This window comes from Paenibacillus sp. FSL K6-1330, assembly GCF_037976825.1.
Taxonomy (GTDB): domain Bacteria; phylum Bacillota; class Bacilli; order Paenibacillales; family Paenibacillaceae; genus Paenibacillus_AQ.
Window position 1 is genome coordinate 5,948,008 of the sequence record NZ_CP150269.1, and the last position, 24,695, is coordinate 5,972,702.

Below are 24,695 nucleotides of genomic sequence, written 5' to 3' on the forward strand. Positions count from 1 at the left end.
TGTAAGCCTATATATTTATTATATATCAACGCAAGAGCGGTTCTCTAAACAAGAGTCTTCCCCGATTTCATCCAATAAAAACAGAGGTGAAAAAACCCCCATTACCTGCACATAATGTCAGATAATGAGGGTTGCCTTAACTTTAACGAAATGGAATTACAGGTTGCTGTCGCCTGGTTTCCAGTTCATTGCGCACAATCCGCCGGATTGAAGTGCTTGGAGAACGCGAAGCGTTTCTTCTACACTGCGGCCTACGTCGTTATGGTTAACAACTTGATATTTCAATTCGCCTTCTGGATCGATGATGTACAAGCCGCGCAGAGCAACGCCTTCTTCTTCGATCAGAACACCATAGTCTCTTGCTACATTTTTGGTGATGTCGGAAGCCAGTGGGAAGTTCAATGCTCCCAGACCATTAGCTTCTTTAGCTGTGTTGATCCAAGCTTTGTGGCTGTGGATAGAGTCAACACTTACACCCAGAATTTCAGTATCCAATGCTTTGAATTGATCGTAAGCATCGCTGAGAGCCGTGATTTCAGTTGGACATACAAAAGTGAAATCAAGCGGATAGAAGAAGAATACGAGCCATTTGCCGCGGTAGTCGGACAGGCTTACTTTACCAAAATCTTTACCGTCTCCTGATACAGTTTCCATTGTAAAATCAGGAGCCGCTTTACCAACCAAACGTTCTGCCATGATTGAATTCCTCCTTAACATATGTAAGAAAATACGAGTATTTTCTACATGCTATGTTCCTATGAACATTTAATAGAAATGTTATCATTGAGGCTAATCAAAGTCAAGATTGTAAAGGTTACTTTATTATAATTATTATAAATAAGGAGTTTCTTTGAACGAATGCTTCTTCTATTAACGGATAGCCGCGGCGATCAAATCGCCCATTTCTGTCGTGCTGAGCGCCTTGCTCTTATCCACCGCAATGTCAGCTGTCCGATGTCCGGCATCAAGCACCTCGGCAACAGCACGTTCAATTGCGTCTGCCGCATCCTCGTAGCCGAACGTGAGGCGGTACATCAGCGCGACGGAAAGAATCGTTGCAATTGGGTTTGCCAAGCCTTGACCGGCAATGTCCGGTGCCGAACCGTGTACCGGCTCGTACAGACCGAAAGCTCCTTCACCCATGGATGCGGATGCCAGCATGCCGATGGAACCTGTCAGCATCGCTGCTTCATCGCTTAGAATATCGCCGAACATGTTCTCGGTTACGATCACGTCAAAGCTGGACGGACGACGCAGCAGCTGCATCGCGCAATTGTCTACCAGCACATGCTCCAGCTCCACATCCGGATATTCAGGAGCGATGCGGTTTACCGTTTCGCGCCACAAGCGGGACGTTTCCAGCACGTTCGCTTTATCGACAGAAGCCAGCTTCTTCCGGCGCTTCTGTGCAATCTCGAAGGCTTGATGAACGATGCGCTCTACCTCCGCCGTGTTGTATACACAGGTATCTACCGCTTCTTCCCCACCAGCACCTTCGCGTCTGAACTTCTCGCCGAAGTATATGCCTCCTGTCAGCTCACGAACGACCATCAAGTCGGTACCTTCGAGAACTTCAGGCTTCAATGTGGACGCATCTTTCAAGCAATCGAAAATGACAGCCGGACGCAGGTTGGAGAACAAGCCAAGCTCTTTACGGATGCCAAGCAATCCGGTTTCCGGACGAAGCTCCTTCGAATTGTTGTCCCATTTCGGTCCGCCCACCGCACCCAGCAATACAGCATCAGCACTTTTACATACATTCAGCGTTTCTTCTGGCAGCGGCGTCCCTTTCTCATCAATGGCAATGCCGCCAAACAGCGCATGTTCCGTTGTAAATGAATATCCGAACACCTCTTCAGTACGTTTAATGATCTTCTCCGCTTCCGCCACTACTTCAGGGCCGATGCCGTCTCCGGCAATTACCGCGATTTTTTTCGTTTCTGCCATTCTTCGTCACTCCTTATTTATATATACACTGGTCGTATTTAATCATCTAGTTACTGTTGTAACATACTTTCCCCTCGATTGACCAAGATATAGAAACTATGAACTTAATTCGTTTTGCCTATAAGTAGGGGGAATGTGGTCAGGGAGAAAACGGCTTCGAAGACTTAATGTGAAGCTCAAAGACTTAATGCAAAGCTTCGAAGGACTTAATGCAAAACTTCGAAGGACTTAATGTGGGAGGCTCCAAGTACGTATCGTTCCTCCAATCGCTGTTGTCGCCGAATTTCTGGATTGTATTTTAGGGGTTGAAATTCGGCTCCAAAGGCGACCGCTTCGCTTTTCCGGAATCGATTCGTCCTCTCCGCTGCTTTGAAGCCGAACGGATTAGCAGGTTCAATGGAGAAGAGCGAATCTCCCTGACCACAAGGGTTGTGGGAATTTGAAGAGCCGCCCTATGCATAAAGCATGGGGCGGCTCTTCAAGGTAACATCTTGTTGGGAGCTCTTTGACTCCTAGACTTTCTTTTTTCTGCTTGTCTGCTACTTGTGTCTTGCTCCCGCTACTTGGTCCTGTTCCATGCTCCTGCTGCTTGTCTCTGCTTCTTTCTTCTTGCTGCTTTATTTTTGCTCCTGCTACTTGAGTCTTCTCCCGCTACTTGATCCTGTTCCATGCTCCTGCTGCTTGATTTGCTGCTTGTTTCTGCTTCTTGCTTCTTTAAAATTAAGTTCTCCCACGTCATTAGTTACATTTTTCTGCCAATACGCTACAATAGGGGTGAATTTGTCTTATACCCTAAACGACCAAGGAGTGATCATTGATTATGCAGTACACTGCTCTAGGTAAATCCGGTATGAAAGTAAGTCGTTTATGTCTGGGGACGATGAATTTCGGTCCTGCCACGGATGAAAAGGAAGCCTTCCGCATCATGGATGCAGCGCTTGACGCCGGCGTCAACTTCTTCGATACGGCCAATGTCTACGGCTGGGGCGAGAACTCCGGGCTGACTGAAACCATTATCGGACGCTGGTTTAATCAAGGCGGGGGGCGCCGCGAGAAAGTCGTTTTGGCAACCAAATTCTACGGCTCCATGAGTGATCCTCTGGATGGCCCCAACAATGAAGCCGGACTATCAAGCTATAAACTTCGTCGTCATCTCGAAGCATCGCTCAAGCGTCTGCAAACGGATCATATCGAGCTGTACCAAATGCATCACGTGGATCCTTCCGTTTCATGGGACGAGCTGTGGGGAGCTTTTGAGGTTGCGGTTCATCAAGGAAAAATCGGATATGTCGGATCCAGCAACTTCGCGGGCTGGCAGATTGCGGTTGCGCAAGCCGCGGCCCAAAGCCGTCACTTCCTGGGCCTCGTTTCCGAGCAGCATAAATACAGCCTGACTTGTCGATTGCCGGAGCTAGAAGTGCTTCCAGCTTCGCAGCAGCTCGGACTCGGCGTTATTCCATGGAGCCCGCTGGACGGGGGACTGCTGGGACGCAATGCGCTTAAGAAAATAGAAGGCACACGCAGCGGAGGCAATGCGGAACGCGTGGAGAAGCATCGCACGCAGCTGGAACAGTTCGCGGCACTCTGCCAGGAGCTGGGCGAACCGCAGGACAATGTCGCCCTTGCCTGGGTACTTAAGAACCCGGCGGTTACGGGACCGATTATCGGACCGCGCACGCTGGAGCAATTCGAAAGCTCCCTGCGCTCGCTTGAGATTGAACTCGATGAAGCCGTGATGAAGCGTCTGGATGAAATCTTCCCGGGTCCGGGCGGCGCGGCTCCGCAGGCCTACGCCTGGTAAGATTCGGATTCCGCTTCGATGCCCAAATGAAATGCTGTCTTATCTCGTTGATCAGCTGCATCAAGCCGGTATCGGCGCACTGCAATGAGGCGTTAAGAGCTCGGTGCAAGTGTCTTGATACCAGCATTACACGTCTAGCCAACAGTTTAATAAAACAATTAAAAGAGGAGCCGCTTTAACAGCGGCCCCTCTTTTTCATGGTAAGCTCCTTTAGCGCTCACACTGCGATCAGAGCTCCCATCACGCCAAGTATGGATTACAGCGTAGCGCGCTCGCGCTGGCTGAACGTTTTGCGTTTCTCGATCAGGACGTTAACGGCATCCACGTAAGCTCGTGCACTCGCCTCCAAAATGTCCGTGCTCAAGCCGCGGCCTTGTGCTGCCACGTCGTTCTGCGACAGCACCACATGCACCTCGCCTTGAGCATCCTTGCCATGCGTAACCGACTTGATGGAATAATCCGCAAGCGTAACCTCTTCTCCGGTCACCTTGTCGATCGCGTTATAGATCGCGTCCACGGAACCGTTGCCTTCGGCCTCTCCCTCAATCGTCTGCTCCGCAGTCGCAATACGAACCCGCGCCGTCGGCGTAGATTCATTGCCGTAAGCAACAAAGATTGTTTCCAGCTTGAACACTTCCGGCGTATCGATCAGTTTCTCTTCCAGCAGAGCCAGCAGATCCTCATCGGATACTTCCTTCTTCTTGTCGGCCAGCACTTTGAATTTGGCGAATGCATCATTCACCTGTTCTTCGCTCAGCTCATAACCCAGATCCAGCAGCTTCTCCCGGAAAGCATGGCGGCCGGAGTGTTTGCCTAACACCAGCTTGCTTTCTTTGAGCCCGATGGACTCCGGCGTCATAATTTCGTAGGTCGTCTTCTCTTTCAGCATGCCGTCCTGATGAATGCCCGATTCATGAGCGAATGCGTTCGCGCCGACAATCGCTTTGTTGCCCGGTACAACCATACCGGTCAGCTTGCTCACAAGGCGGCTCGTGCGGGCGATTTCCGTCAGTACCAGCCCCGTCTTCGCTCCGAAAAACTCGGAACGCGTCTCCAGCGCCATCGCAATTTCCTCAATCGCGGTGTTACCTGCACGTTCACCGATTCCGTTGATCGTTCCTTCGATCTGATCGGCCCCGTTCAGAATGGCGGCAAGGGTGTTCGCCGTCGCCATGCCCAGATCGTTATGGCAATGCGCGCTCAGCTGCACCTTCTCGATGTCCGGAACATTTTCCTTCAAGTATTTGAAGATGGCCCCATACTCCGAAGGATTCAAATAACCCACGGTATCCGGAATGTTCACGACATTGGCTCCTTCACGCACAGCCATGCCGACAACCTCTGCCATGAAATCCAGCTCCGTCCGGCCGGCATCCTCCAGGGAAAACTCCACTTTGGAAAAGTATTTCTTTGCATAACGGATCGAGGCCTGCGCCGTTTCCAGCACCTGCTGCTTCTCCATCCGCAGCTTAAACTTGCGGTGAATCGGGGATGTGGCCAGAAACACATGAATGCATGGATCCTGTGCTCCCTGAAGCGCTTCGCGAACCGCATCGATGTCACTCTCTCTGGAGCGTGACAATCCAATGACCGTGACGTCCTTAACCGCGCGTGCCACTGCGTTCACAGCAGCAAGGTCACCGGGTGACGCCGCTGGAAACCCTGCTTCCATGCGGTCGATTTTCAACTTTTCGAGTTGAAGGGCAATTTCCACCTTTTCCCGAGTGTTCAAATTCACGCCAGGAGATTGTTCTCCATCTCTCAGCGTTGTATCAAAGACATAAATCTTTCGCATGTCGGCACCTCCTTGAAGTTTATCGCTTGACGTAAACATCCGGCGGCAGGTTGACTTAATCCCCTGCCGCCGGCTGCTTAATCTAACGGGTCCCGTGCAGCAGCATCATCCATCTCATGCTTGACTGCTCTATACCCGGAAGAATTCCTTATGAATTCTATATATTCTTATTTCTTGATCCAATGCATCATTTCACGAAGCTCGGCACCAACCACTTCAATCGGATGCTCGGACTCGTTGCGGCGGGTAGCGGTCAGGAACGCGCGTCCCGATTGGTTCTCAAGGATAAAGTCGCGAGCGAATTTACCTTGTTGAATATCGGAAAGGACTTCTTTCATTGCCTTCTTCGTATCTTCGGTCACCACACGCGGGCCTGTTACATAATCGCCGTACTCCGCCGTGTTGCTGATGGAGTCGCGCATGCTTGCAAGACCACCCTCATAGATCATGTCTACGATCAGTTTCAGTTCATGCAGACACTCGAAGTATGCCATTTCCGGCGCGTATCCAGCTTCAGTCAACGTTTCGAAACCGGCTTTAACCAATGCGGATACACCGCCGCACAATACCGCTTGCTCACCAAACAAGTCTGTTTCGGTTTCTTCGCGGAAGGAAGTTTCGATAACGCCTGCACGAGTACAACCAATACCTTTGGCATAAGCAAGACCGATCGCCTTAGCTTGTCCAGTTGCATCTTTCTCGATTGCGATCAATCCAGGTACGCCAAAGCCTTCAACATACGTACGACGAACCATGTGGCCCGGGGATTTAGGTGCAACCAGAAGGACGTCGTTGTCTTTAGGAGCTACGATTTGACCAAAATGAACGTTGAAACCGTGGGAGAACATCAGTGCCGCGCCTTTTTTTAGGTTTGGCTCGATATCGTTCTTGTACACCGCTGCTTGCGTTTCGTCCGGCATCAGGATTTGTACTACATCTGCACGGCTAACAGCTTCGGCTACAGGAAGTACTTCGAAACCATCGTTTTTCGCTTTGTCGAACGACTTGCCTTCACGAAGGCCAATGACAACCTGAAGTCCGCTGTCGCGCAGGTTTTGCGCTTGGGCATGACCTTGGCTTCCATAACCGATAACCGCGATCGTTTTGTCTTTCAACACGCTGAGTTCTGCATCTTGTTCATAATAAGTAGTAATTGCCATTTGTATAAGTCCTCCTTTGATTTTAAAGACCCTTCATGATGAGCGGGTATCTCAATAGACCGATCCCCTTTCCGATCTGCTGAGACACCCGCTCATGTCATGCAGGTGTCTAACGCTTATATTGCAATAACTTTGTCATCCGGATAAAAGAAAAACGTAAAATCATTACGCATTACCGCGAATCATCGCGGTAACCCCGGTACGGGAAAGCTCCTGGATGCCATACGGCTTAAGCAGCTCGATCATGGCATCGATTTTGACGGTATCGCCAACAACCTGAACCATCAGGTTTGCTGTCCCGATATCCACGACGGATGCACGGAAAGTCTCGACAACGCCCATAATTTCCGGTCTGGCCGATGGCTCGGCTTTTACTTTAATCAGGGCGAGCTCTCGGGCTACCATCGGTTTCGAGCTCAGGTTGATAACTTTAATGACATCGATCAGCTTGTAAAGCTGCTTCTCCACCTGTTCCAGCGTTGTTTCATCACCGGTGGTTACGATAACCATCCGGGACAAACCGGATTCCTCCGACTGTCCCACGGTAATACTCTCGATGTTAAAGCCCCTGCGTCCGAATAACCCCGATACGCGCTGCAGGACACCCGGCTGGTCGTTCACTAGTACAGCAATGGTATGTTTTGTACTCATCTTACGCATCCCCCATCAGCATTTGATCGATTGTCGACCCTTGCGTCACCATCGGATACACGTTCTCGCCTTTCTCTACAACGAATTCAACGAGGACGGGTCCCGGTGTTTCCATCGCTTCGGCCCAAGCACGCTGTGCTTCTTCTTTCGTGGTGGCACGAAGTCCTTTGACACCGTAGGCTTCAGCCAGCTTGACGAAATCAGGGCTGCCTGCCAGATCGATGTGGCTGTAACGGTTATCGTAAATCAGCTCCTGCCATTGACGAACCATGCCGAGCACCTGGTTGTTGATAACAACGATTTTTACCGGAATGTTGTTGATGGCACAGATGGCAAGTTCTTGCGAACACATCTGCATGCCGCCATCCCCGTTGATCGAAATGACCAGGCGATCTGGATGCGCCATCTGGGCACCAATCGCGGACGGGAATCCGAATCCCATCGTCCCGAGACCGCCGGAGGTGATCCAGGAACGCGGCTGGTTGAACTTGTAATACTGAGCGGACCACATTTGGTGCTGACCAACGTCAGTCGTTACAATCGCTTCACCCTTCGTGGTGTCGTTCAGCATTTCGATAACCCATTGCGGCTTCAGCACCGTATCCGAATCGACGTAACGGTATGGGTATTCAGCTTTCCATTTTCTAATCTGATCTCTCCAAGCATCTGCTTTCGCTGCGTATGGAACGAGCGGATTCAGCATCTCAAACACGGTCTTCACGTCTCCGACAATCGGGATATCGGTTGGGACGTTCTTGCCGATCTCAGCCGGATCGATGTCGATATGAACAATCTTCGCATGTGGCGCGAATCCGTCGAGCTTACCTGTAACCCTGTCATCGAATCTTGCCCCGATGTTGATCAGCAGGTCCGACTGCTGAATACCATGGTTCGATGTGTAGGTTCCGTGCATACCCGGCATTCCTGTCCACAAGTCATGACCGCTTGGGAAAGCACCCAGACCGAGGAGCGTTGTCGTGATCGGAATCCCCGATTTGTTCACGAATTCGTACAGCCCTTCATGAGCTCCGGAGTAAATCACCCCGCCGCCAGCAATGATCATCGGACGCTCAGCTTCCTCAATCGCGCGGGCCAGCTTATCCAACTGAAGTTTGTTTGGTACCGTCCGAGGATTATATCCTCTCAGTTGAATTCGTTCTTCCGGCTGGAACAGCGTCGTTGCCGCGGATACATCCTTCGGAATATCGATCAGCACCGGACCTTTGCGGCCGGTTGAAGCGATATGGAAGGCTTCGTGAATCACCCTTGGCAGATCCTTTACATCTCTTACCAGATAGCTGTGTTTCGTAATCGGCATCGTGATGCCCGTAATGTCCGCTTCCTGGAAAGCGTCCGTACCGATCAGGGTTGTTGCAACGTTACCGGTTATAACAACGAGCGGAACGGAATCCATATAAGCTGTTGCGATACCGGTCACAAGGTTCGTTGCCCCCGGTCCTGAAGTCGCTATGCACACACCGACTTTGCCGCTTGCGCGAGCGTAACCGTCAGCCGCATGAATGGCGCCTTGTTCGTGACGGGTCAAGACGTGATTAAAGTCCTCAAAACCATACATGGCATCGTAGATGTACAGGACCGCTCCGCCCGGATACCCGAAGACGCATTCGACACCTTCGAGCAGAAGACTCCGAAGCAAGATTTCCGATCCGGTAATCACTTCAGGCTTCAACCATTTCTCTCGTAATTGTTCTGTAGACCGCACTTCTGGAGTTTGCGCGCTCATCAGTCATCCTCCTCTCAAATATTGGCACTCTTCATTCAAGCAACAAAAAAACCTTCCGTCGCCACACCCGGAGTATCTCCGTGTGAGGGACGAAAGGTTTAGCTTCCGTGGTACCACCCATGTTTGCCCTACACTTCGCAGTGTAAAGCCTCAGCAGGTATGAAGAACATAATGAACACAGCTCTTCAATATCTGCAGTCCGTAACGTGGACTAAGACGATTCCCCCTAATAAACGCTGTTACGACTTAATGCGATAAAGTCATAGCGTAGCATCTTTCAGGGAAACAGCTCCGAGGTGAGCTCGTATAAAAGGGGTTTTGGTGGTGGTTTCAGCTGATCCATCCACTCTCTGAGCAAAAGAGCCCTTTAAACTTCGTCCTCATCATTGCCGATTGGATATATTCGTTAAAATGTTTAGAAACATTATATGATTCATTCATTCCAGAAGTCAACACATTTATTTTACTTCCGATGAAAGGTTTTCATTCACAACTGGAGCAATCCCTTCGTTTCCTTAATGCAAAACACGCTCTTAAACCCTGCTACATATGATAAATGGAGCTATCCTTAATCGCGGTGAAGGGAGGAAACAACACGATGATCCGCTATCGAAAACCGGGGCAGGATGATCCGATGATTCTACAACTCATTGAGTCCCAACTCGTCCCGCTTTCCCATATGACAAAAAAAGAGCTGGACTTCATCCGTAAGGATATTCCCTCTCGATTACGACGCGGCGTGACCCTTGTTGCTTCGCCTCAGGATAACGATAAAATCATTGCCTTTGTCCACTTTATGATGCACGGCGAACTGCTGTATATCGATATGCTGGCCGTCGCATCCACAGCACAGCGAAAACGGTGGGGTGTCCGATTGATGGAACATGCCGAACGTTTCGCTGTATCCCGCGGATGCAAACGTGCCAAGGTCATGGTGGACATTGGCAACCATACCGGCCTAAACTTTTACCGAAAGCTTGGCTACACGGTAACCAGAATCATCGAACCCAGTCGATGTTATGAGCTGGAAAAGATTTGGTTCCTCTAATTACCAGAAGAAGCCCGGTCCGAAGCCTGGTCCGAAGCCCGGGCCAAAACCACCAAACCCTGGACCGAAGCCTGGACCGAAGCCTGGACCAAATCCTGGACCAAAACCACCAAACCCAAATGGAGCTGTACCTATCGCAAGCAGATCAAACAATGCAAGCGGAACAATCGCCTTGATTTTCAACTTTTTACCCTTAGTTGCCTGTTCCATAAAAAGCCGGTTGCCGGATACACGTACCAGCTTGCCTGTCACCATAGTCCCGTCTTTCTTATACGCTACGATCTGTTTGCCCACATATGATTTCACCTTTGCCTTACTGACAGGTTTGTGCATAAGATCCCTCCTCAGGTAATATACAAGTCATTCTATTCCGGAAGGGGTTCCCTTGCTTGTTTCATGGCCCTCACTACGACTAAAGATGGGTGAACCGCTCCACGATGCGGAGCACAGAGCTTGCGATTCCTATGTATGACGGACAGGAGCACAAAATAAAAAAACCGCCGTACTATTACGGCGGTTTCTTCATACACGTATAATTAAGCGTTCACTTTTTCTTTAGCTACAGTAGCCAAAGAATTGAACGCGTTCAGATCATTAACAGCCAAATCAGCCAGCATTTTACGGTTAATGTCCACGCCAGCAAGCTTCAGACCATGCATCAATTTGCTGTAAGACAGACCATTTTGACGAGCAGCCGCGTTGATACGAACGATCCACAATTTACGGAAATTACGTTTCGTATTGCGACGATCCCGGTATGCATAAACGAGGGATTTCATAACCTGCTCGTTAGCTGTTTTAAAAATGCGGTGTTTGGAACCGAAATAACCTTTCGCAAGCTTCAATACTTTTTTATGTCGACGACGAACGACAAATCCGCCTTTAACTCGTGCCATATCAAAAGACCTCCCAATAATTGTTGTTTACTATTTCAAGTTAGCCAGACCTTGCTTCAAACGTTTAACATCTCCAGGCGCCATAACTGGGCTATTGGACAATACGCGCTTCGCACGCTTGGATTTGTGGGAAAGCAAGTGGTTTTTGTAAGCTTTATAACGTTTAACTTTACCAGTACCAGTAATTTTGAAGCGGCCTTTCAGGCTGCTGTGTGTTTTCATTTTAGGCATTGTAGTACTTCCTCCTCTAATTTCTCTTAGGCTTTTGGAGCCAAAATCATAATCATGCTGCGGCCTTCCAATTTCGGTTGACGTTCAATGACGCAGAGATCCGCCACTTCCACCTTCACGCGCTCCAAAATCTTCTGACCAATGCTAGCATGGGTGATTTCACGACCACGGAAACGCACAGAGCATTTCACTTTATCGCCGTCTTTCAAAAACTTAACGACATTGCGAAGCTTGGTTTGATAATCATGCTCCTCAATGTTGGCTCGGAACCATACTTCTTTGATATCCACAATTTTCTGGTTCTTACGTGCTTCCTTCTCTTTCTTCTGCTGCTCATAGCGGAATTTACCGTAGTCCATGATGCGGCATACCGGCGGTTTCGCCTGAGGGGCCACGTTCACCAGATCCAGATTGAGATCAATTGCCATTTGCAGTGCTTCACGAATCGGCTTGATCCCGATTTGTTCACCTTCGGCACCAACCAAACGTACTTCCTTGGCCCGAATCTCGTCATTGATCATATGTTCCTTACTGATAGTCCTCCACCTCCAAATTACTTGTTGTTCCTGTTTGCAAAAAAAATAAAGGGATGACGGGTTAATCACCGACATCCCTATTTGATACTCATCTCACAAATGAAGTTGAATCCATTCATTGATTTCGTGATCAAACCAGCCAACACATGTCGGTCAGGTGAGAAGCGGCGCTTCTGCTTGCAATCAGATATTCTGTTTAACAGACTAGGATAGTATAACAGGTCATCCTATCTTCTGTCAACACATATGGAATAAAAATTGGATTAGCCTTGTTTGCTTTGAACTTCTTCAAGGCGCACAACACGGGTATGCTCCGTATGGCTCCACTGCTTGTTGTTCTGCGTGAAGAACGCATATACCGTGATAGGATACCACGACAGCAGGTAAATCGGGAACAGCACCAGATACAGATATACTTTCTTGTACTTCACCTTCTCCAGAATCATCGCAATCATGAACGTGAACACATTCGCCGCGATCGCCGTAAAGCTCAGCCACAGCGGTAAGTAACCGTACAGATTCGCGATATTCGGACCATCGAAGAATGAGGTGTCAACCCAGATGATGGCTGTCAACAAGAAAGTCAGCAGCACAATGTAAACATTGACCCCGTACAATGCCAAGTCCAGCTTCACGAGGCTGCGTTCTTTAATGGCACGCCACAGCAGCGGGAAGAAATAACGGCGGGCAACCGTAAAGTGACCCTGCATCCAGCGCAGACGTTGTCTGGCCGAAGCCTTAAACGTAAGCGGCTTTTCGTCAAATACCTTAGCGTCATAGTTGAACTTCGGATACACACCGCGCATAACGCTGCGCATAGTGAACTCTAAATCCTCGACCAGACTGGTTGCGCCCCAGCCGATCTCCTTCAGGAGATTGGTCTCAAAGCACATTCCCGTACCGCCGAGAAAGTTCGCCATGTTCAGATTGCTGCGGGAAAGCTGCCACAAGCGGTTGATATACCAGTAAGACACCCCATAAGAGGCAGTGATCCAGGAATCCTCAGGGTTCTTGGTATCGATATATCCCTGGATAACTCTTGCTCCAGAGCAAAGATCATTGTTCATTTCGTTCAGGAAATTCGGATCTGCCAGATTATCCGCGTCAAACATGACGACCGCATCATACTGGCGCGGCATTGCCCAGAGCTCTTTCAGCATCCATTCGATGGCATAACCCTTGCCTCGAAGATTCTGATTCGTACGTACGCAGGCGTTCATCCCGTGGGCACGGACGATCTCTGCTGTACGATCTGTACAATTGTCGCAAATGACAAATACATCGTACAGATGTTTCGGATAATCAAGCTGTTTCAGGTTCTCCATTAATGCACCGACAACCTGTTCTTCGTTGTGCGCAGCAACTAACACTGCAAATGATTTATTGGGTTTAAAATGTTGTTTCTTTTTTCTTTTGACCAGACCAAACAAAGAGAATACGAACTGGTACACACCCACCGCGGCCAAGAATAGTTGGAGCGCGATAAAGATGGCGTCTGTCATGATTCTCCGTTACCCCCTTTTTATAACCCGAGAATGTTTGTTATTTTTTTCTCTCTAAGTTTTTCGCTTTTTTTGTTGTTGCTATGACCCTGTGACTTGTGTCTGTCCTTCTTGTAGCCTCGGTGCCGCGGGGCAACTTCGCACGTCATACACGATTTTCCACACTTTTGAATCTTTTGTCAAAACCGTGGAATGCTCTAATTCACGGAAAAACTTCGTAAAAGAGCTCAGCTTGCAATCCAGTTTGCCAGCAAGCTTCGTTTCAAACGGCTTTAGTTCTTATTTTCATCCGTTTCCTTGCTTTTTATTTCTCTTGGCTGCCCATTTTTTCTTTTTCGACTTGTCCGCCAATAAATAAACGCAACAAACACCCAAAAAGTTTTCGTTTTTTTTCATGCTCTTTCTCTAATAAACTTTTTGATGTCCGTTTGAATCATTGTAGCGGCATCTCCTACTCAAGTCAAAAGACCACGGACCCTGATTTTCTACAAAATGCGCGTCGCTGACTAACTCCTTAAGTAGCAAGGCGCCAGCGAGAATCTTGCCGAATAAAGCTTGCGTTTCCAGGACCAAAGTCCCCTAAACGCAAGTGGGGAATGGTTGATTTCTTTTCCCAAAGTCGATATGTTAAAGTTAAAGAATAACGCTGCAGAACGGGTGAAAAGTAGTGGCTAAAAAAAGAGTCTTGCTGTTATCTGAAGGGTTCGGTGCAGGCCATACACAGGCCGCTCATGCACTCTCCAGCAGCCTGCGCCAGTTATCGCCTAGCGTACAGACCAAAGTTCTCGAGCTCGGGAGCTTCTTGAACCCTAAAATCGCTCCACTGATCATTTCGGCCTACAGAAAGACGATCACAACTCGCCCGAGATTGGTCGGGTACATGTATCGCCATCAAAAGTCCTTTAACCGCTTTACGGCTTTAGCACTTCACCGAATGTTCTATACAAGCACCAAAAATGTGGTCAGACAGCTCAAACCCGACATCATTGTGTGTACCCACTTCATACCAAGTGCGGTTATCTCGCGTTTGAAGCGGCTGGGCATTGATGTGCCTCTGTGTACCGTTATAACCGATTATGATGCTCACGATACATGGATTAGTCCCGAAGTCGACCGATATTTCGTGTCCACGCCGGAAGTGAAGCGAAAGCTGCTCAATCGCGGGGTGTCCCAAGCCAAAATTCAGGTCACCGGCATTCCAATCCATCCCGACTTCTGGACGCATCCGAGCAAGAAGGAAATCAGAGAACGGTTTAATCTGTCCGATATGCCCACCGTGCTTGTGATGGGCGGAGGCTGGGGCATCATGAATGACGAAATTGTGCATGAATTCCTGACCCGATGGCGCGGAGAAGTCCAGATTATATTTTGCCTCGGCAATAACGACAAGGGACGCGAGGAGCTGGAGAACAACCCTCGGTTCCAGCATCCGAACATCCGGATTTTGGGCTTTACGCGCGAGATCGACAAGCTCATGGAGGTGTCGGATCTGCTCGTTACGAAGCCTGGCGGCATGACATGCACCGAAGGCCTGGCCAAAGGAATCCCGATGCTGTTCCATCAACCTCTTCCAGGACAGGAAGAAGAGAACTGCCAGTACTTTACGGCCCAGGGATTGGGTGAGCCTATCCACTCGCTGGAGGTTATTGGCAATTGGATGAACAAACTGCTTCATCAATATGACGTAATCCAACAGCAACGGGCGCAAAATTTGCGAGACATCGAACGATTCCATCCTATGCAAAGCGCACGCAGCATCATCGATATGCTGGAAAACGAAAAGGTGTACTCCTAAAGAGGGAGCACACCTTTTTTTACGCCTTTTTCTGTAAATATGCCATCGCAATTGATAGATTTCCTACTATTATAATAGTTGCAAACGCTATCATAGGAAAGACTCTACGTAAAGGTATTATTTACCGTATTTTTCAAGGCGATTCTTTTGGTAGGAAGCAAGTGCTTCCTTCCCGACAATGGCCTCGCAGCGATGAATCTGCATACCTTGACCAACGAATTTCGTCTCGTATTCTGTCATGACGTGCTCTTCGTTCAGCCCGTCGCGATGCAGATCCAGCGAAATATTCGTCATTTGCAAGCCATAATCGGCAAATGCATTCAGGGAGAACTCAAACAGCGTGACCGAATCGGTCTTGAAATGAATTTCCCCGCGCTCGTTCAGGATTTGGGAATACTTGTCCAGAAAACGCGGATGCGTCAACCGACGGCGGGCATGCTTGGATTTTGGCCACGGATCGCTGAAGTTCAAATATAAACGTTCGATCTCGCCGGGTTCAAAGACCTGCTCGACGTTCTCGATATTAAACAGCGCCAGCTTCAGATTCGGCGGCGTATCGATGCCGTCCTGAGCCCAAGCATTGCGTCCCTTCTCGCTAGCGCGGCGAATCAGCTCGTCGTACATATCCACTCCGATAAAATTCACATTCTGATGCTTGTAACTCATCTGGCTTATGAATTGACCTTTGCCCATGCCGAATTCAACATGGATCGGAAGGTCATTGCCAAATAATGAAGCCCATTTCCCTCTATATTGACCGGGGTCCAAAACGACCAGGTCTTCCTGCTGCTCCAGATTTTCCCGTATACCTTTTCTTCCGCGTAAACGCATGTCATACCTCCGAAAATTTCCAAGTAAATTAGAATGATATCCCCATACTGCATTTATTGTGACGAAGTTAATCCCAAAAGTAAAGAGCCCCATAGAAAAAGGAACCTATGCTTTGCTTAACGCAAAGGCTTTAGGTTCCTCTTTCTTATATTTGGAATTGGGGTTCCGCGATAGTTAAACTGTGAATAATCTACCTTTCTTCCGTTGTAAAATCAAACGTCTTCTCAAAGGCAGCCCGAATCTTGCGACGTGCCGAAGCCTTCACATCCTGGTTGGAGTTAAACTCCACGCCGGTAAGGGCTAAAGCTTCGTTCGGGGTAAGCTCCACAGCGATTTTGTCTTTACTGTCATTCTTTACTGTCGATGAATTCATTCGTAATCACCTCACGGTATTATTGTATCCATGACGTCACACAAATATGAATCCTATCCGATATATACCCATGCCAAAATGGCTTGAATCATATTTTTATTTTTCTACTTTAAATATACCAATTATATGCAATTCATTCAAGTGACAACATCTTAATTAGGCTTGAAGACCTGTATATAACGCAAAGCTTTATTTTTTGTTACAATGGATATATCTGCTTTAGTAAAAGGCAAGTAAAAACATGTATACTTTGAGGCACAGTTATACCTGCCTCTATTCATCATATGCGGCTATAAAAGGAGCACACATGAGTACATCACTTAGACCCGCCCCAACGTTATGGGGCGACAAACGATTTCATACATGGAATTACGAGATGCGCAGCCAGTTCCAGGAAAAAGTATTCAAGGTTATGCTGGATGCGGGCTTTACGTGCCCGAACCGCGACGGCACGATTGCCAAGGGCGGGTGCACCTTCTGCAGCGCCCGCGGCTCCGGTGATTTTGCCGGACGACGGCGGGATGATCTTGTTACCCAGTTCAACACCATCCGTGACCGGCAGCACCAGAAGTGGCCGAGCGCCAAATACATCGGTTATTTCCAAGCCTATACCAATACGTATGCTCCGGTCGAAGAGCTTCGGGAATACTATGAAGTCATTCTGCAGCAGCCAGGTGTTGTCGGTTTATCGATCGCTACTCGCCCTGATTGCCTGCCTGACGACGTCGTGGAATACTTGGCGGAGCTGAATGAGCGAACCTATCTCTGGGTGGAAATGGGCCTGCAAACGATCCATGATTCCACCTCTGAGCTAATCAACCGAGCCCATGATACCGAATGTTATCTGGAAGCGGTCGAAAAGCTGCGCAAGCATAACATCCGTGTCTGCACACACATCATTTACGGCCTTCCGCAAGAGGACCATGATATGATGCTCGCCACCGGCCGAGCGGTCTCCAAGATGGATGTGCAGGGAATCAAGATCCACCTGCTGCACCTCATGCACAAGACGCCGATGGTGAAGCAATATGAGGCTGGGCTGCTGCGGTTCCTGGAGCAGGACGAATACATCAGCCTTATCGCAGACAGTCTGGAGCTCTTGCCTCCGGATATGATTGTTCATCGTCTGACCGGAGACGCTCCCCGGGATCTCTTGATCGGACCGACGTGGAGTCTCAAAAAATGGGAAGTGCTTAACGGCATTGACGCCGAACTCAAGCGCCGGGATACATGGCAGGGTAAATTGTGGGGGGGATCCTGATGGGCTTCCTCTCGGTTTTGAGTTTTGCCCACAAACTCGTGTCCGAAAGGCTGCGGCCTGGAGACATTACGCTGGATGCGACGGCCGGAACCGGGGCCGATACGCTGTATCTAGCCAAATGCATAGGATCCAAGGGCAAGGTGTACGCTTTTGATATTCAGGAACAAGCACTGCAGCTGACTCGTGATAGGCTGGATAAGGAACCGCTAGGCACCCTTGCAGAGATTGCCCTTCACCACCAGAGCCATGCGCTTATGGGAGAATGCGTACCTGAGCGCGAGCATGGCCGTATAGGTGCGATCATGTTCAATCTAGGTTACCTTCCGGCAGATTCATCAGATAAACGGATCATGACGGAAACCGCCAGCACGCTAACGGCTCTGGAGGCTGCCATCGAGTTGCTTCGCCCCGGCGGCATTATCACCATCGTGCTGTATCCAGGCCACAAGGGCGGCGATGCCGAAGCAGACGCCGTGCAGGCCTGGGCGGCGGAATTGCCCCAGCACAAAGTGCAAACGATATTATATCGAGGTCTTCAGCGATCCGAAGCACCATATCTCATTGCACTGGAACGGAAGAAGCCGATATGATATAAGTTCTAGGAGAGGTACCGCACTTACATCCATAGAATATTCCAAACATGATGAAAGGTAGATGATTACAATGACAAAACCATATCCATTGTTGTTCCAACCCGAATTTAAAGAACGTGTGTGGGGTGGCCGTGCCCTGGAGCAATTCGGCTTGGACATTCCGGAAGGACATATCGGAGAAGGCTGGATGATCGCCGACCATCCGAACGGTACGACCAGTATTGTGAACGGTGAACTTGCCGGCCGCGGCCTGGATCAGGTTCGTGAGCAATTTGGACGAGAGTGGTTTGGCAGCAAAGGATTCTCCGAAGTTAACGGACGTTTCCCTCTGCTGATCAAGCTGCTTGACTGTAATGACAACCTCTCGGTCCAGGTCCATCCAACCGATGACTACGAGGGGCTTCCGAAAGGCGAGCTGGGCAAGACTGAAATGTGGTATGTGCTGGATGCGAAGCCGGACGCCAAAATCATATACGGTCTGAAAGAAGGCGTTAGCCGCGAAACTTTGAAAGAAGCTATGGAAAGCGGCAAGGTTATGGACCAACTGCAAGAAGTGTCCGTAAAAGCCGGAGATACATTCTACATACCTGCCGGTACAGTACATGCGCTGTGTGCGGGCGTTGTAGTAGCGGAAATTCAGCAAAATTCGGATACAACCTACCGGATTTTCGATTATAATCGACCAGGCCTTGACGGTAAGCCACGTGAGCTTCATATTGAAGACTCCTTGAACGTGACGGCCTATGAAGGATCGGGCGCAACCACCATGAGCACGGAAGGAACCGCGCCTGGAGAATGGCTTGAGCTTGCCAAATCCCCCTATTTTGTAGTCGAAAAAGGCGTTGTTAACGGTGCCTGGTCCTTATCTACTTCCGCGGAAAGCTTCACTATCGTGGTGGTATGCGATGGTCAAGGAACCCTCAGCTGGGATAACGGCTCCATTGATTACACGTCCGGACAATGCTTCCTGCTCCCAGCTAACCTGGGTGCATATACACTGGATGGGCAATCTACGGTTCTTCGTTCATATCTTCCTTAAACAGGGTATAAATAATTGAGATAAACCATTCGTTTTTGTGGAGGTGTTAAGCCTGTGATGCAAACCGACACGTTTACGATGCTGAATGCGCAGGGCATGCATGTTTTTGTATATCAATGGTTGCCAGAGCAGGACCATCCCATTCGTGCCATCGTGCAAATTGCGCATGGTATGTGCGAAACCGGCAAGCGGTACGAGGAGCTTGCCGAGTTGCTGACAGGGTACGGCTACGCCGTGTACTGCAACGACCATCGGGGTCATGGACAAACGTCGGGCCTTACGCTTCTCGGCGATCCCGGGGAAAACGGATTCGAAGGGATGATTGAAGACCAGTTGCTTCTTGCTTCCGAACTCAAGAAGCGCCATGCCGGTGTTCCGCATTATTTGATGGGACACAGCATGGGCTCCTTTTTGACGCAAAAGATCATGTGTTCGAACGGTGAATTATTCGACGGATTCATACTGTCAGGAACCAATGGTCCACAGGGACTGCTGACATTAGGTATGAGCTTGGCAGCTGCACAAATGCGCTTGCAAGGAGACACGCACCGGAGTCTGATGCTGAACGCCATGGTGTTCGGCCCTTACAGCAAAGGTTTCGGCCCTATTCGCACGCCGTTCGATTGGTTATCCCGGGATGAAGCGGAAGTCGATAAGTATATCAACGACCCCTACTGTGGCAAGGTATGCAGCGCTCGTTTCTTCCGTGATTTCTTTAAGCTGCTGTCCCAGATCCACAAACCTCAATTGATGGAATGCCTTCTAAAGGATAAGCCGGTTTATATTTTCTCGGGCGAGGATGATCCGGTTGGACACCGCGGTAAAGGCGTGCGGCGGTTGATCGAATTGTACCGGAAACATGGCATTCAGGATCTTGAATACCGTTTGTATCCCGGCGGCCGCCACGAGATGCTGCATGAAATCAACCGGGATGAAGTAGCGGCACATGTTCTCGACTGGCTCGAACGGCACACATCGGGATCGCATGGGTCAGAGACACCGCAAGAGTCGGAATGGGTTATGTAAAAGAATGATGCAGGACGAATTAAAAAGGGGGCGTCTCAAGGTCAACTGACCTGGGACGCCCCCTTTGTCTGTTTTTTTTATAACGCTGCGCGTACGAAGCATTCATTCCAATCGCTGGTGCCCCCAATTAATCTGGCGAGTTCCGTCAAGTAAGTTACACTGCTTATGGGACAGGACAGCCCAATCCCTTACTCTTCCTCGTTCGGCGTACGGTCGATGATCAGCTGCGTGACCTCGGTGTACTCGCCATGCGCCACTTCATCCTCTGTAGCCTCTTCACGCAGATCGTCATTGGTTTCCATACCCGGTGCGACGGTGGGCTCGTTGTGCGTATCGTGTTCTTGCCCCTTCTGTTCCCCGTTCATAAACTTCCCCTCCTCATCGGTTGATGCGATTAGAATACCGATACCAAGGGGGTTTTATTCCAGGACGCCCAGGATACCGTCCGTTACGATAACGAGGGCGGCATGATCACAGTCTCATCCTATCCGTCCCTACCAACCCCTAATCCCTAGAAGAAAGGTAATTTGCCAAAACAATGGCCAAGACGCTCGCATCAAGTCCCAGTAAGGGGTTGTCCGTAGCTTCACTACTATGCCTGCTGCGCTAACTCCACAGGCATCGTGTAGTACTGCGGCTGCCCTGTTTCGTTCTGCTGGTACAATACCAGCAGCATCGTTGCATGGTCCGCGTTATCCGGGAATCCGGTGCCACCCTGGATGGCATCGCTGAGGTTAAATGGCAGCACCTCGATCATCGCATGTTTCTGCAGATCGCGCTCCGTGATCCCCAGATTGGCAAAACCGTCGGATAGGGCCGCAGGTTCCTCAACGATTTTACGAACATTGGCGGTCCACTGCGCTTTATCCTGAGTATGATCCCACCATATTTTCCGCGGTTTATATTTATGGCCCAGGAAATAATCAAACTTCATGAGACCGGAGACAACGTTCATATGCGGGGTCTTCCGATCTTCAAGGAAAGCCGTTAAACGCGTGAACAGGTCCTCAAGCTGATGGCCGATTTTTTGCCAGCCCTGTCCTTCCCAGTAGTCGCCAAACTCTTGGAAGAAATCAAACGGCGACGTAAATTCATGCTTCATCAAATAATTCAGGGTATGGTCCATCCGGTGCGCATTCCAATACTTCTCCAGCACATCCTCCAGTCTCTTCAATCGAACGATATCCGAGAACGGAAGCACGTCGCTGCCCAGAATCTCATACGGAGCATGATCCATATAAGTGTAGTTGTACTTGTCCGCATCGATCCGCAGCCCGGTTCCCCGCAGCATCTTCAGGAAGCCTAACTGCAGCTCCTCCGGTCCAAGCGCAAATACGTCGTTAAACGTTTTGCGGAACGTATCGTAATCCTCTTCCGGAAGACCTGCGATCAAATCCAAATGCTGGTCGATCTTGCGGCTGTCCTTGATCATTGTCACCGTGCGTGACAGCTTGGTAAAATTCTGGCGACGCTTCACCAGCTCATTTGTCGGATCGTTGGTCGACTGCACTCCAATTTCAAACCGGAAAATGCCAGGAGGCGCATTTTTCGCCAAATAATCCAGCACTTCGGGACGCATGATATCTGCCGTGATCTCAAACTGGAATACGCAGCCGCCATGGTTCTCAATCAGAAACTCGAACATTTCAAGCGCGTAATCCCGCTTAATGTTAAAGGTCCGGTCTACAAACTTGATCAATTTCGCTCCGTTCTCGATCAGGTACAGAATATCCGCCTTGGTCCGTTCAATATCGTAATAGCGAACCCCCACCTCAATGCTCGACAGGCAGAACTGGCAGCTGAAGGGACAGCCCCGGCTGGTCTCAAAATAGACAACCCGCTTCCCGAGATGCGGAATATCCTCCGGAAAACGATGCGGGGAAGGCAGCTCCGCCAGAATGCTCTTCGGTCTTCCAGGATTCACAATAATTTCGTCCTGCTTGCGGTAAGCCACGCCATAGACGAAATGATACTTCCGGTCCCCTTCAATCGTTTGCAGCAAATGGTGGAAGGTCTCCTCGCCTTCTCCCATGACGATAAAGTCGACATTGTGCAGCCGTTTCATCCAATATTCGGTATCGTAGGATACTTCAGGTCCGCCCAGTATGATCGTGACCTCCGGCATAATCTTCTTCACGATATCGATCACTTTAATCGTTTCTTCAATATTCCATATATAACAAGAGAATCCGATCACATCCGGCTTGCGCTGGAACAGGTCGGAGACGATATTCATCACGGGGTCCTTAATCGTGTACTCCGTCAATTCGATATCGAAATCCTTCTCGCTGTATGCCTTCAGGCAGCGAATGGCCAAGGAGGTATGAATGTACTTGGCATTCAAGGTTGATAGTATGACTTTCATGGTAGGATCCACTTTCCTTCTAAAATAATATAAGTTTTTGTTACCGGACGGATTATCTTAAACAATCAAGCGGCAAAATGGCTTCTGCCTGCTACGCCGGCTTATCATTCATAGTCATACAAGTCGTCGCCGTCACTCGATGTGCCTTGACCATTCAGGAAGAATTCCAGGAACGGACGGCCGTATTTACGGAATTTCACTTCGCCGACCCCTTTGACATTCAGCATCTCATCCTCGCTCTGCGGGCAAACCACACTCATCTCACGCAAAGTTGCGTCATTAAAAATGATGTAGGACGGCACATGCTCTTTGCTTGCCAGCTCACGCCGAATCAAGCGCAGCTGCTCGAACACCGTCTCGTTGACGGCTGACGGCGAATAATCGCGGCGACTGCCGCTGCGCTGGCTGCCTGCGGCTTTGGAAGGGCGCGGAACACGCTGCATGACTTCGCGCTGACCTTTTAACACATCGGCCGCCTCGCTTTGCAGCTTCACGACAGGGTATTGGCCTTCCGTCAACGCCAGGAACCCTTCCGAGATGAGCACATTGATCGTCTCGGATATCTCCTTCTCGGTCCGATTCGCCATCACGCCATAGGTTGGAAGACGATCAAAACCGTACTCCAGTACTTTTTTGGCCCTTGAGCCCTTCAGCACGGAAGCGACCATGGACACGCCAAAGCGTTCGCGCATCCGGTGGATGCAGGAGAAGATTTTCTGCGCATCTACCGTGATATCGACAAGCTCCCGATCATCCGTGCAGGAGCTGCACGTACCGCAGGACTTATCTTCGTGCTCTTCCCCAAAATAATCCAGCATCGCGCTGCGCAGGCACCTTGTGGTGTAGCAGTAATCAATCATCTGCTGCAGCTTCCGGTAGTCGTTCTGCTTGCGCTCGCCCTCCTGGGGATTCTGTTCGATCAGAAACTTCTGCGTCATAATATCCTGGGCGCTGAACAGCAGTATGCACTGGCTGGGCTCTCCGTCACGCCCGGCACGACCCGCTTCCTGCACGTAAGACTCCATATTTTTCGGCATATTGTAATGGATGACATACCGGACGTTGGATTTATCGATCCCCATGCCAAATGCGTTCGTTGCAACAATAACGCGAATATCGTCATAAAGGAAGGCCTCTTGGCTCTCCGCTCGCTCCGCATCACTCATGCCGGCATGGTATCGACCCGCAAGGAGCCCCTTGGCTTGAAGGCGTTGGCATAAATCATCCACCTCTTTACGAGTGGCGGCATAGATGATGCCCGGCTGGTGGGTATGCGAGGCCGCATAGTCCAGCACGAACTCCCGCTTGTTCTCACCGCGAAGCACCGACATCTCCAGATTGTCGCGTCCAAGGCCCGTCACGAATACCTGCGGCTGCTCCAGTCGAAGCAGGCGCTGCATGTCCTCCATCACTTCAGGCGTGGCCGTGGCCGTAAAGGCCGCTACAATCGGACGGTTCGGAAGTCCTTTAACAAAAGGAGCCACCGAGAGATAGCTCGTCCGGAAATCATGCCCCCACTGGGATACGCAGTGAGCTTCATCGACAGCCACAATCGAAATATCGAGACCCGCCATCTCCTCCCGGAACCAATCCAGTTCAAGCCGTTCCGGGGCGACATATAACAGCTTCAGTTCTCCGCGCTTGGCCGCACGTATGCGCTCGTTCACTTCCTTGCCGCTGAGCGTGCTGTTGATATAGGCAGCGGCCACACCCGCTGTCGTAAGTGCATCCACCTGATCCTTCATTAAGGAGATCAAAGGCGATACAACCAACGTCAGACCCGGACATAGGAGGGCCGGGATCTGATAACAGATCGATTTGCCTCCACCCGTCGGCATAATCCCTAGCGTGTCCTGACCCGCTAGAAGACTGGCGACAATTTTTTTCTGCCCCTCCCGAAAATCAGGATAGCCGTAATATTTCTGCAGATAACCCCGTGCTGTATCCATATTCATCGATTCTCTATCATTTGTTTCCACATTCATGGATAAAAACTCCTTAATTCACCTTGGTTTTCCATTTCGAAAAGCCCTCATCCTTTAAGTTTAACGGCCTTTCCATGAATGGGCAACCAAATCGGGGAAGGAAATTGCATTGGGCG

General features: G+C 49.8%; 23 protein-coding genes and 1 other annotated feature. Of the genes, 7 read left to right on the plus strand and 16 right to left on the minus strand.

Annotation, left to right across the window (positions count from 1 at the left end; translation table 11 throughout):
* Positions 1-156: 156 nt before the first annotated feature.
* Positions 157-696: a peroxiredoxin gene (locus NYE54_RS27045; RefSeq protein ID WP_009593058.1), complete on the minus strand. Its 540-nt coding sequence runs from the start codon at positions 694-696 to the stop codon at positions 157-159.
* 174 nt (positions 697-870) lie between these two features.
* Positions 871-1,947, minus strand: a complete 1,077-nt coding sequence (leuB, locus tag NYE54_RS27050) for a 3-isopropylmalate dehydrogenase (protein ID WP_076324535.1) — start codon at positions 1,945-1,947, stop codon at positions 871-873.
* Between the two features lie 820 nt (positions 1,948-2,767).
* Here leuB and NYE54_RS27055 point away from each other — a divergent pair.
* Entirely contained in the window at positions 2,768-3,748 is a 981-nt protein-coding gene (locus NYE54_RS27055) for an aldo/keto reductase (protein WP_339267522.1), read from the plus strand.
* Between the two features lie 256 nt (positions 3,749-4,004).
* Here the strand turns inward: NYE54_RS27055 and NYE54_RS27060 are convergent, their stop codons facing one another.
* The 4 genes from NYE54_RS27060 to ilvB form a co-directional block, all read right to left on the minus strand.
* Entirely contained in the window at positions 4,005-5,543 is a 1,539-nt protein-coding gene (locus NYE54_RS27060) for a 2-isopropylmalate synthase (protein WP_076324538.1), read from the minus strand.
* A gap of 167 nt (positions 5,544-5,710) precedes the next feature.
* Entirely contained in the window at positions 5,711-6,703 is a 993-nt protein-coding gene (ilvC, locus tag NYE54_RS27065; protein ID WP_009589347.1) for a ketol-acid reductoisomerase, read from the minus strand.
* Between the two features lie 165 nt (positions 6,704-6,868).
* Positions 6,869-7,354, minus strand: a complete 486-nt coding sequence (ilvN, locus tag NYE54_RS27070; protein WP_071222673.1) for an acetolactate synthase small subunit — start codon at positions 7,352-7,354, stop codon at positions 6,869-6,871.
* A gap of 1 nt (position 7,355) precedes the next feature.
* Positions 7,356-9,098, minus strand: coding sequence for a biosynthetic-type acetolactate synthase large subunit (gene ilvB, locus NYE54_RS27075; RefSeq protein ID WP_213643476.1), 1,743 nt, complete (start codon positions 9,096-9,098; stop codon positions 7,356-7,358).
* Positions 9,099-9,696: 598 nt separating this feature from the next.
* Between ilvB and NYE54_RS27080 the strand changes: the two genes are divergently transcribed.
* A complete protein-coding gene (locus tag NYE54_RS27080; protein WP_339267524.1) occupies positions 9,697-10,146 on the plus strand; it encodes a GNAT family N-acetyltransferase in 450 nt (149 codons plus the stop codon).
* Here NYE54_RS27080 and NYE54_RS27085 read toward each other — a convergent pair whose 3' ends face one another.
* The 5 genes from NYE54_RS27085 to NYE54_RS27105 all read right to left on the minus strand — a co-directional run bounded on the left by NYE54_RS27085 (position 10,147) and on the right by NYE54_RS27105 (position 13,311).
* On the minus strand, positions 10,147-10,479 hold the full coding sequence (locus NYE54_RS27085; protein WP_339267526.1) for a hypothetical protein: 333 nt from the start codon (positions 10,477-10,479) through the stop codon (positions 10,147-10,149).
* Between the two features lie 203 nt (positions 10,480-10,682).
* Positions 10,683-11,042 (minus strand): 50S ribosomal protein L20, encoded by a 360-nt coding sequence (rplT, locus tag NYE54_RS27090; protein ID WP_006212255.1) that lies wholly within the window; start codon positions 11,040-11,042, stop codon positions 10,683-10,685.
* Between the two features lie 30 nt (positions 11,043-11,072).
* On the minus strand, positions 11,073-11,273 hold the full coding sequence (gene rpmI / locus NYE54_RS27095) for a 50S ribosomal protein L35 (RefSeq protein ID WP_007127239.1): 201 nt from the start codon (positions 11,271-11,273) through the stop codon (positions 11,073-11,075).
* 26 nt (positions 11,274-11,299) lie between these two features.
* A complete protein-coding gene (gene infC / locus NYE54_RS27100) occupies positions 11,300-11,794 on the minus strand; it encodes a translation initiation factor IF-3 (protein WP_114149316.1) in 495 nt (164 codons plus the stop codon).
* Positions 11,795-11,847: 53 nt separating this feature from the next.
* Positions 11,848-11,994: a sequence feature (ribosomal protein L20 leader region), on the minus strand.
* A gap of 78 nt (positions 11,995-12,072) precedes the next feature.
* The gene (locus tag NYE54_RS27105; protein WP_076324543.1) at positions 12,073-13,311 is read right to left on the minus strand and encodes a glycosyltransferase family 2 protein; all 1,239 of its coding nucleotides are present in this window, start codon (positions 13,309-13,311) and stop codon (positions 12,073-12,075) included.
* Positions 13,312-13,978: 667 nt separating this feature from the next.
* On the opposite strand from NYE54_RS27105, the gene NYE54_RS27110 reads away from it, so the two are divergent.
* A complete protein-coding gene (locus tag NYE54_RS27110) occupies positions 13,979-15,106 on the plus strand; it encodes a glycosyltransferase (RefSeq protein WP_339267528.1) in 1,128 nt (375 codons plus the stop codon).
* Positions 15,107-15,223: 117 nt separating this feature from the next.
* Here NYE54_RS27110 and trmB read toward each other — a convergent pair whose 3' ends face one another.
* Positions 15,224-15,937 carry a tRNA (guanosine(46)-N7)-methyltransferase TrmB gene (trmB, locus tag NYE54_RS27115; RefSeq protein WP_098748582.1) on the minus strand — a complete coding sequence of 238 codons (714 nt, stop codon included), beginning with the start codon at positions 15,935-15,937 and terminating at the stop codon, positions 15,224-15,226.
* A gap of 190 nt (positions 15,938-16,127) precedes the next feature.
* On the minus strand, positions 16,128-16,310 hold the full coding sequence (locus NYE54_RS27120) for a hypothetical protein (RefSeq protein ID WP_339267530.1): 183 nt from the start codon (positions 16,308-16,310) through the stop codon (positions 16,128-16,130).
* 307 nt (positions 16,311-16,617) lie between these two features.
* On the opposite strand from NYE54_RS27120, the gene NYE54_RS27125 reads away from it, so the two are divergent.
* The 4 genes from NYE54_RS27125 to NYE54_RS27140 all read left to right on the plus strand — a co-directional run bounded on the left by NYE54_RS27125 (position 16,618) and on the right by NYE54_RS27140 (position 20,229).
* On the plus strand, positions 16,618-17,571 hold the full coding sequence (locus tag NYE54_RS27125) for a TIGR01212 family radical SAM protein (protein ID WP_339267532.1): 954 nt from the start codon (positions 16,618-16,620) through the stop codon (positions 17,569-17,571).
* Positions 17,571-18,161: a class I SAM-dependent methyltransferase gene (locus tag NYE54_RS27130; protein ID WP_339267534.1), complete on the plus strand. Its 591-nt coding sequence runs from the start codon at positions 17,571-17,573 to the stop codon at positions 18,159-18,161. The genes NYE54_RS27125 and NYE54_RS27130 overlap by 1 nt, the downstream gene beginning before the upstream one ends.
* A gap of 73 nt (positions 18,162-18,234) precedes the next feature.
* Positions 18,235-19,203, plus strand: coding sequence for a type I phosphomannose isomerase catalytic subunit (locus NYE54_RS27135; RefSeq protein WP_339267536.1), 969 nt, complete (start codon positions 18,235-18,237; stop codon positions 19,201-19,203).
* A gap of 57 nt (positions 19,204-19,260) precedes the next feature.
* Positions 19,261-20,229, plus strand: a complete 969-nt coding sequence (locus NYE54_RS27140; protein ID WP_339273673.1) for an alpha/beta fold hydrolase — start codon at positions 19,261-19,263, stop codon at positions 20,227-20,229.
* A gap of 188 nt (positions 20,230-20,417) precedes the next feature.
* Here the strand turns inward: NYE54_RS27140 and NYE54_RS27145 are convergent, their stop codons facing one another.
* The 3 genes from NYE54_RS27145 to recQ all read right to left on the minus strand — a co-directional run bounded on the left by NYE54_RS27145 (position 20,418) and on the right by recQ (position 24,579).
* Positions 20,418-20,594: a hypothetical protein gene (locus NYE54_RS27145; protein WP_339267538.1), complete on the minus strand. Its 177-nt coding sequence runs from the start codon at positions 20,592-20,594 to the stop codon at positions 20,418-20,420.
* Between the two features lie 227 nt (positions 20,595-20,821).
* A complete protein-coding gene (locus NYE54_RS27150; RefSeq protein WP_339267540.1) occupies positions 20,822-22,594 on the minus strand; it encodes a B12-binding domain-containing radical SAM protein in 1,773 nt (590 codons plus the stop codon).
* A gap of 104 nt (positions 22,595-22,698) precedes the next feature.
* Positions 22,699-24,579 (minus strand): DNA helicase RecQ, encoded by a 1,881-nt coding sequence (gene recQ, locus NYE54_RS27155; RefSeq protein ID WP_339267542.1) that lies wholly within the window; start codon positions 24,577-24,579, stop codon positions 22,699-22,701.
* Positions 24,580-24,695: the final 116 nt, after the last annotated feature.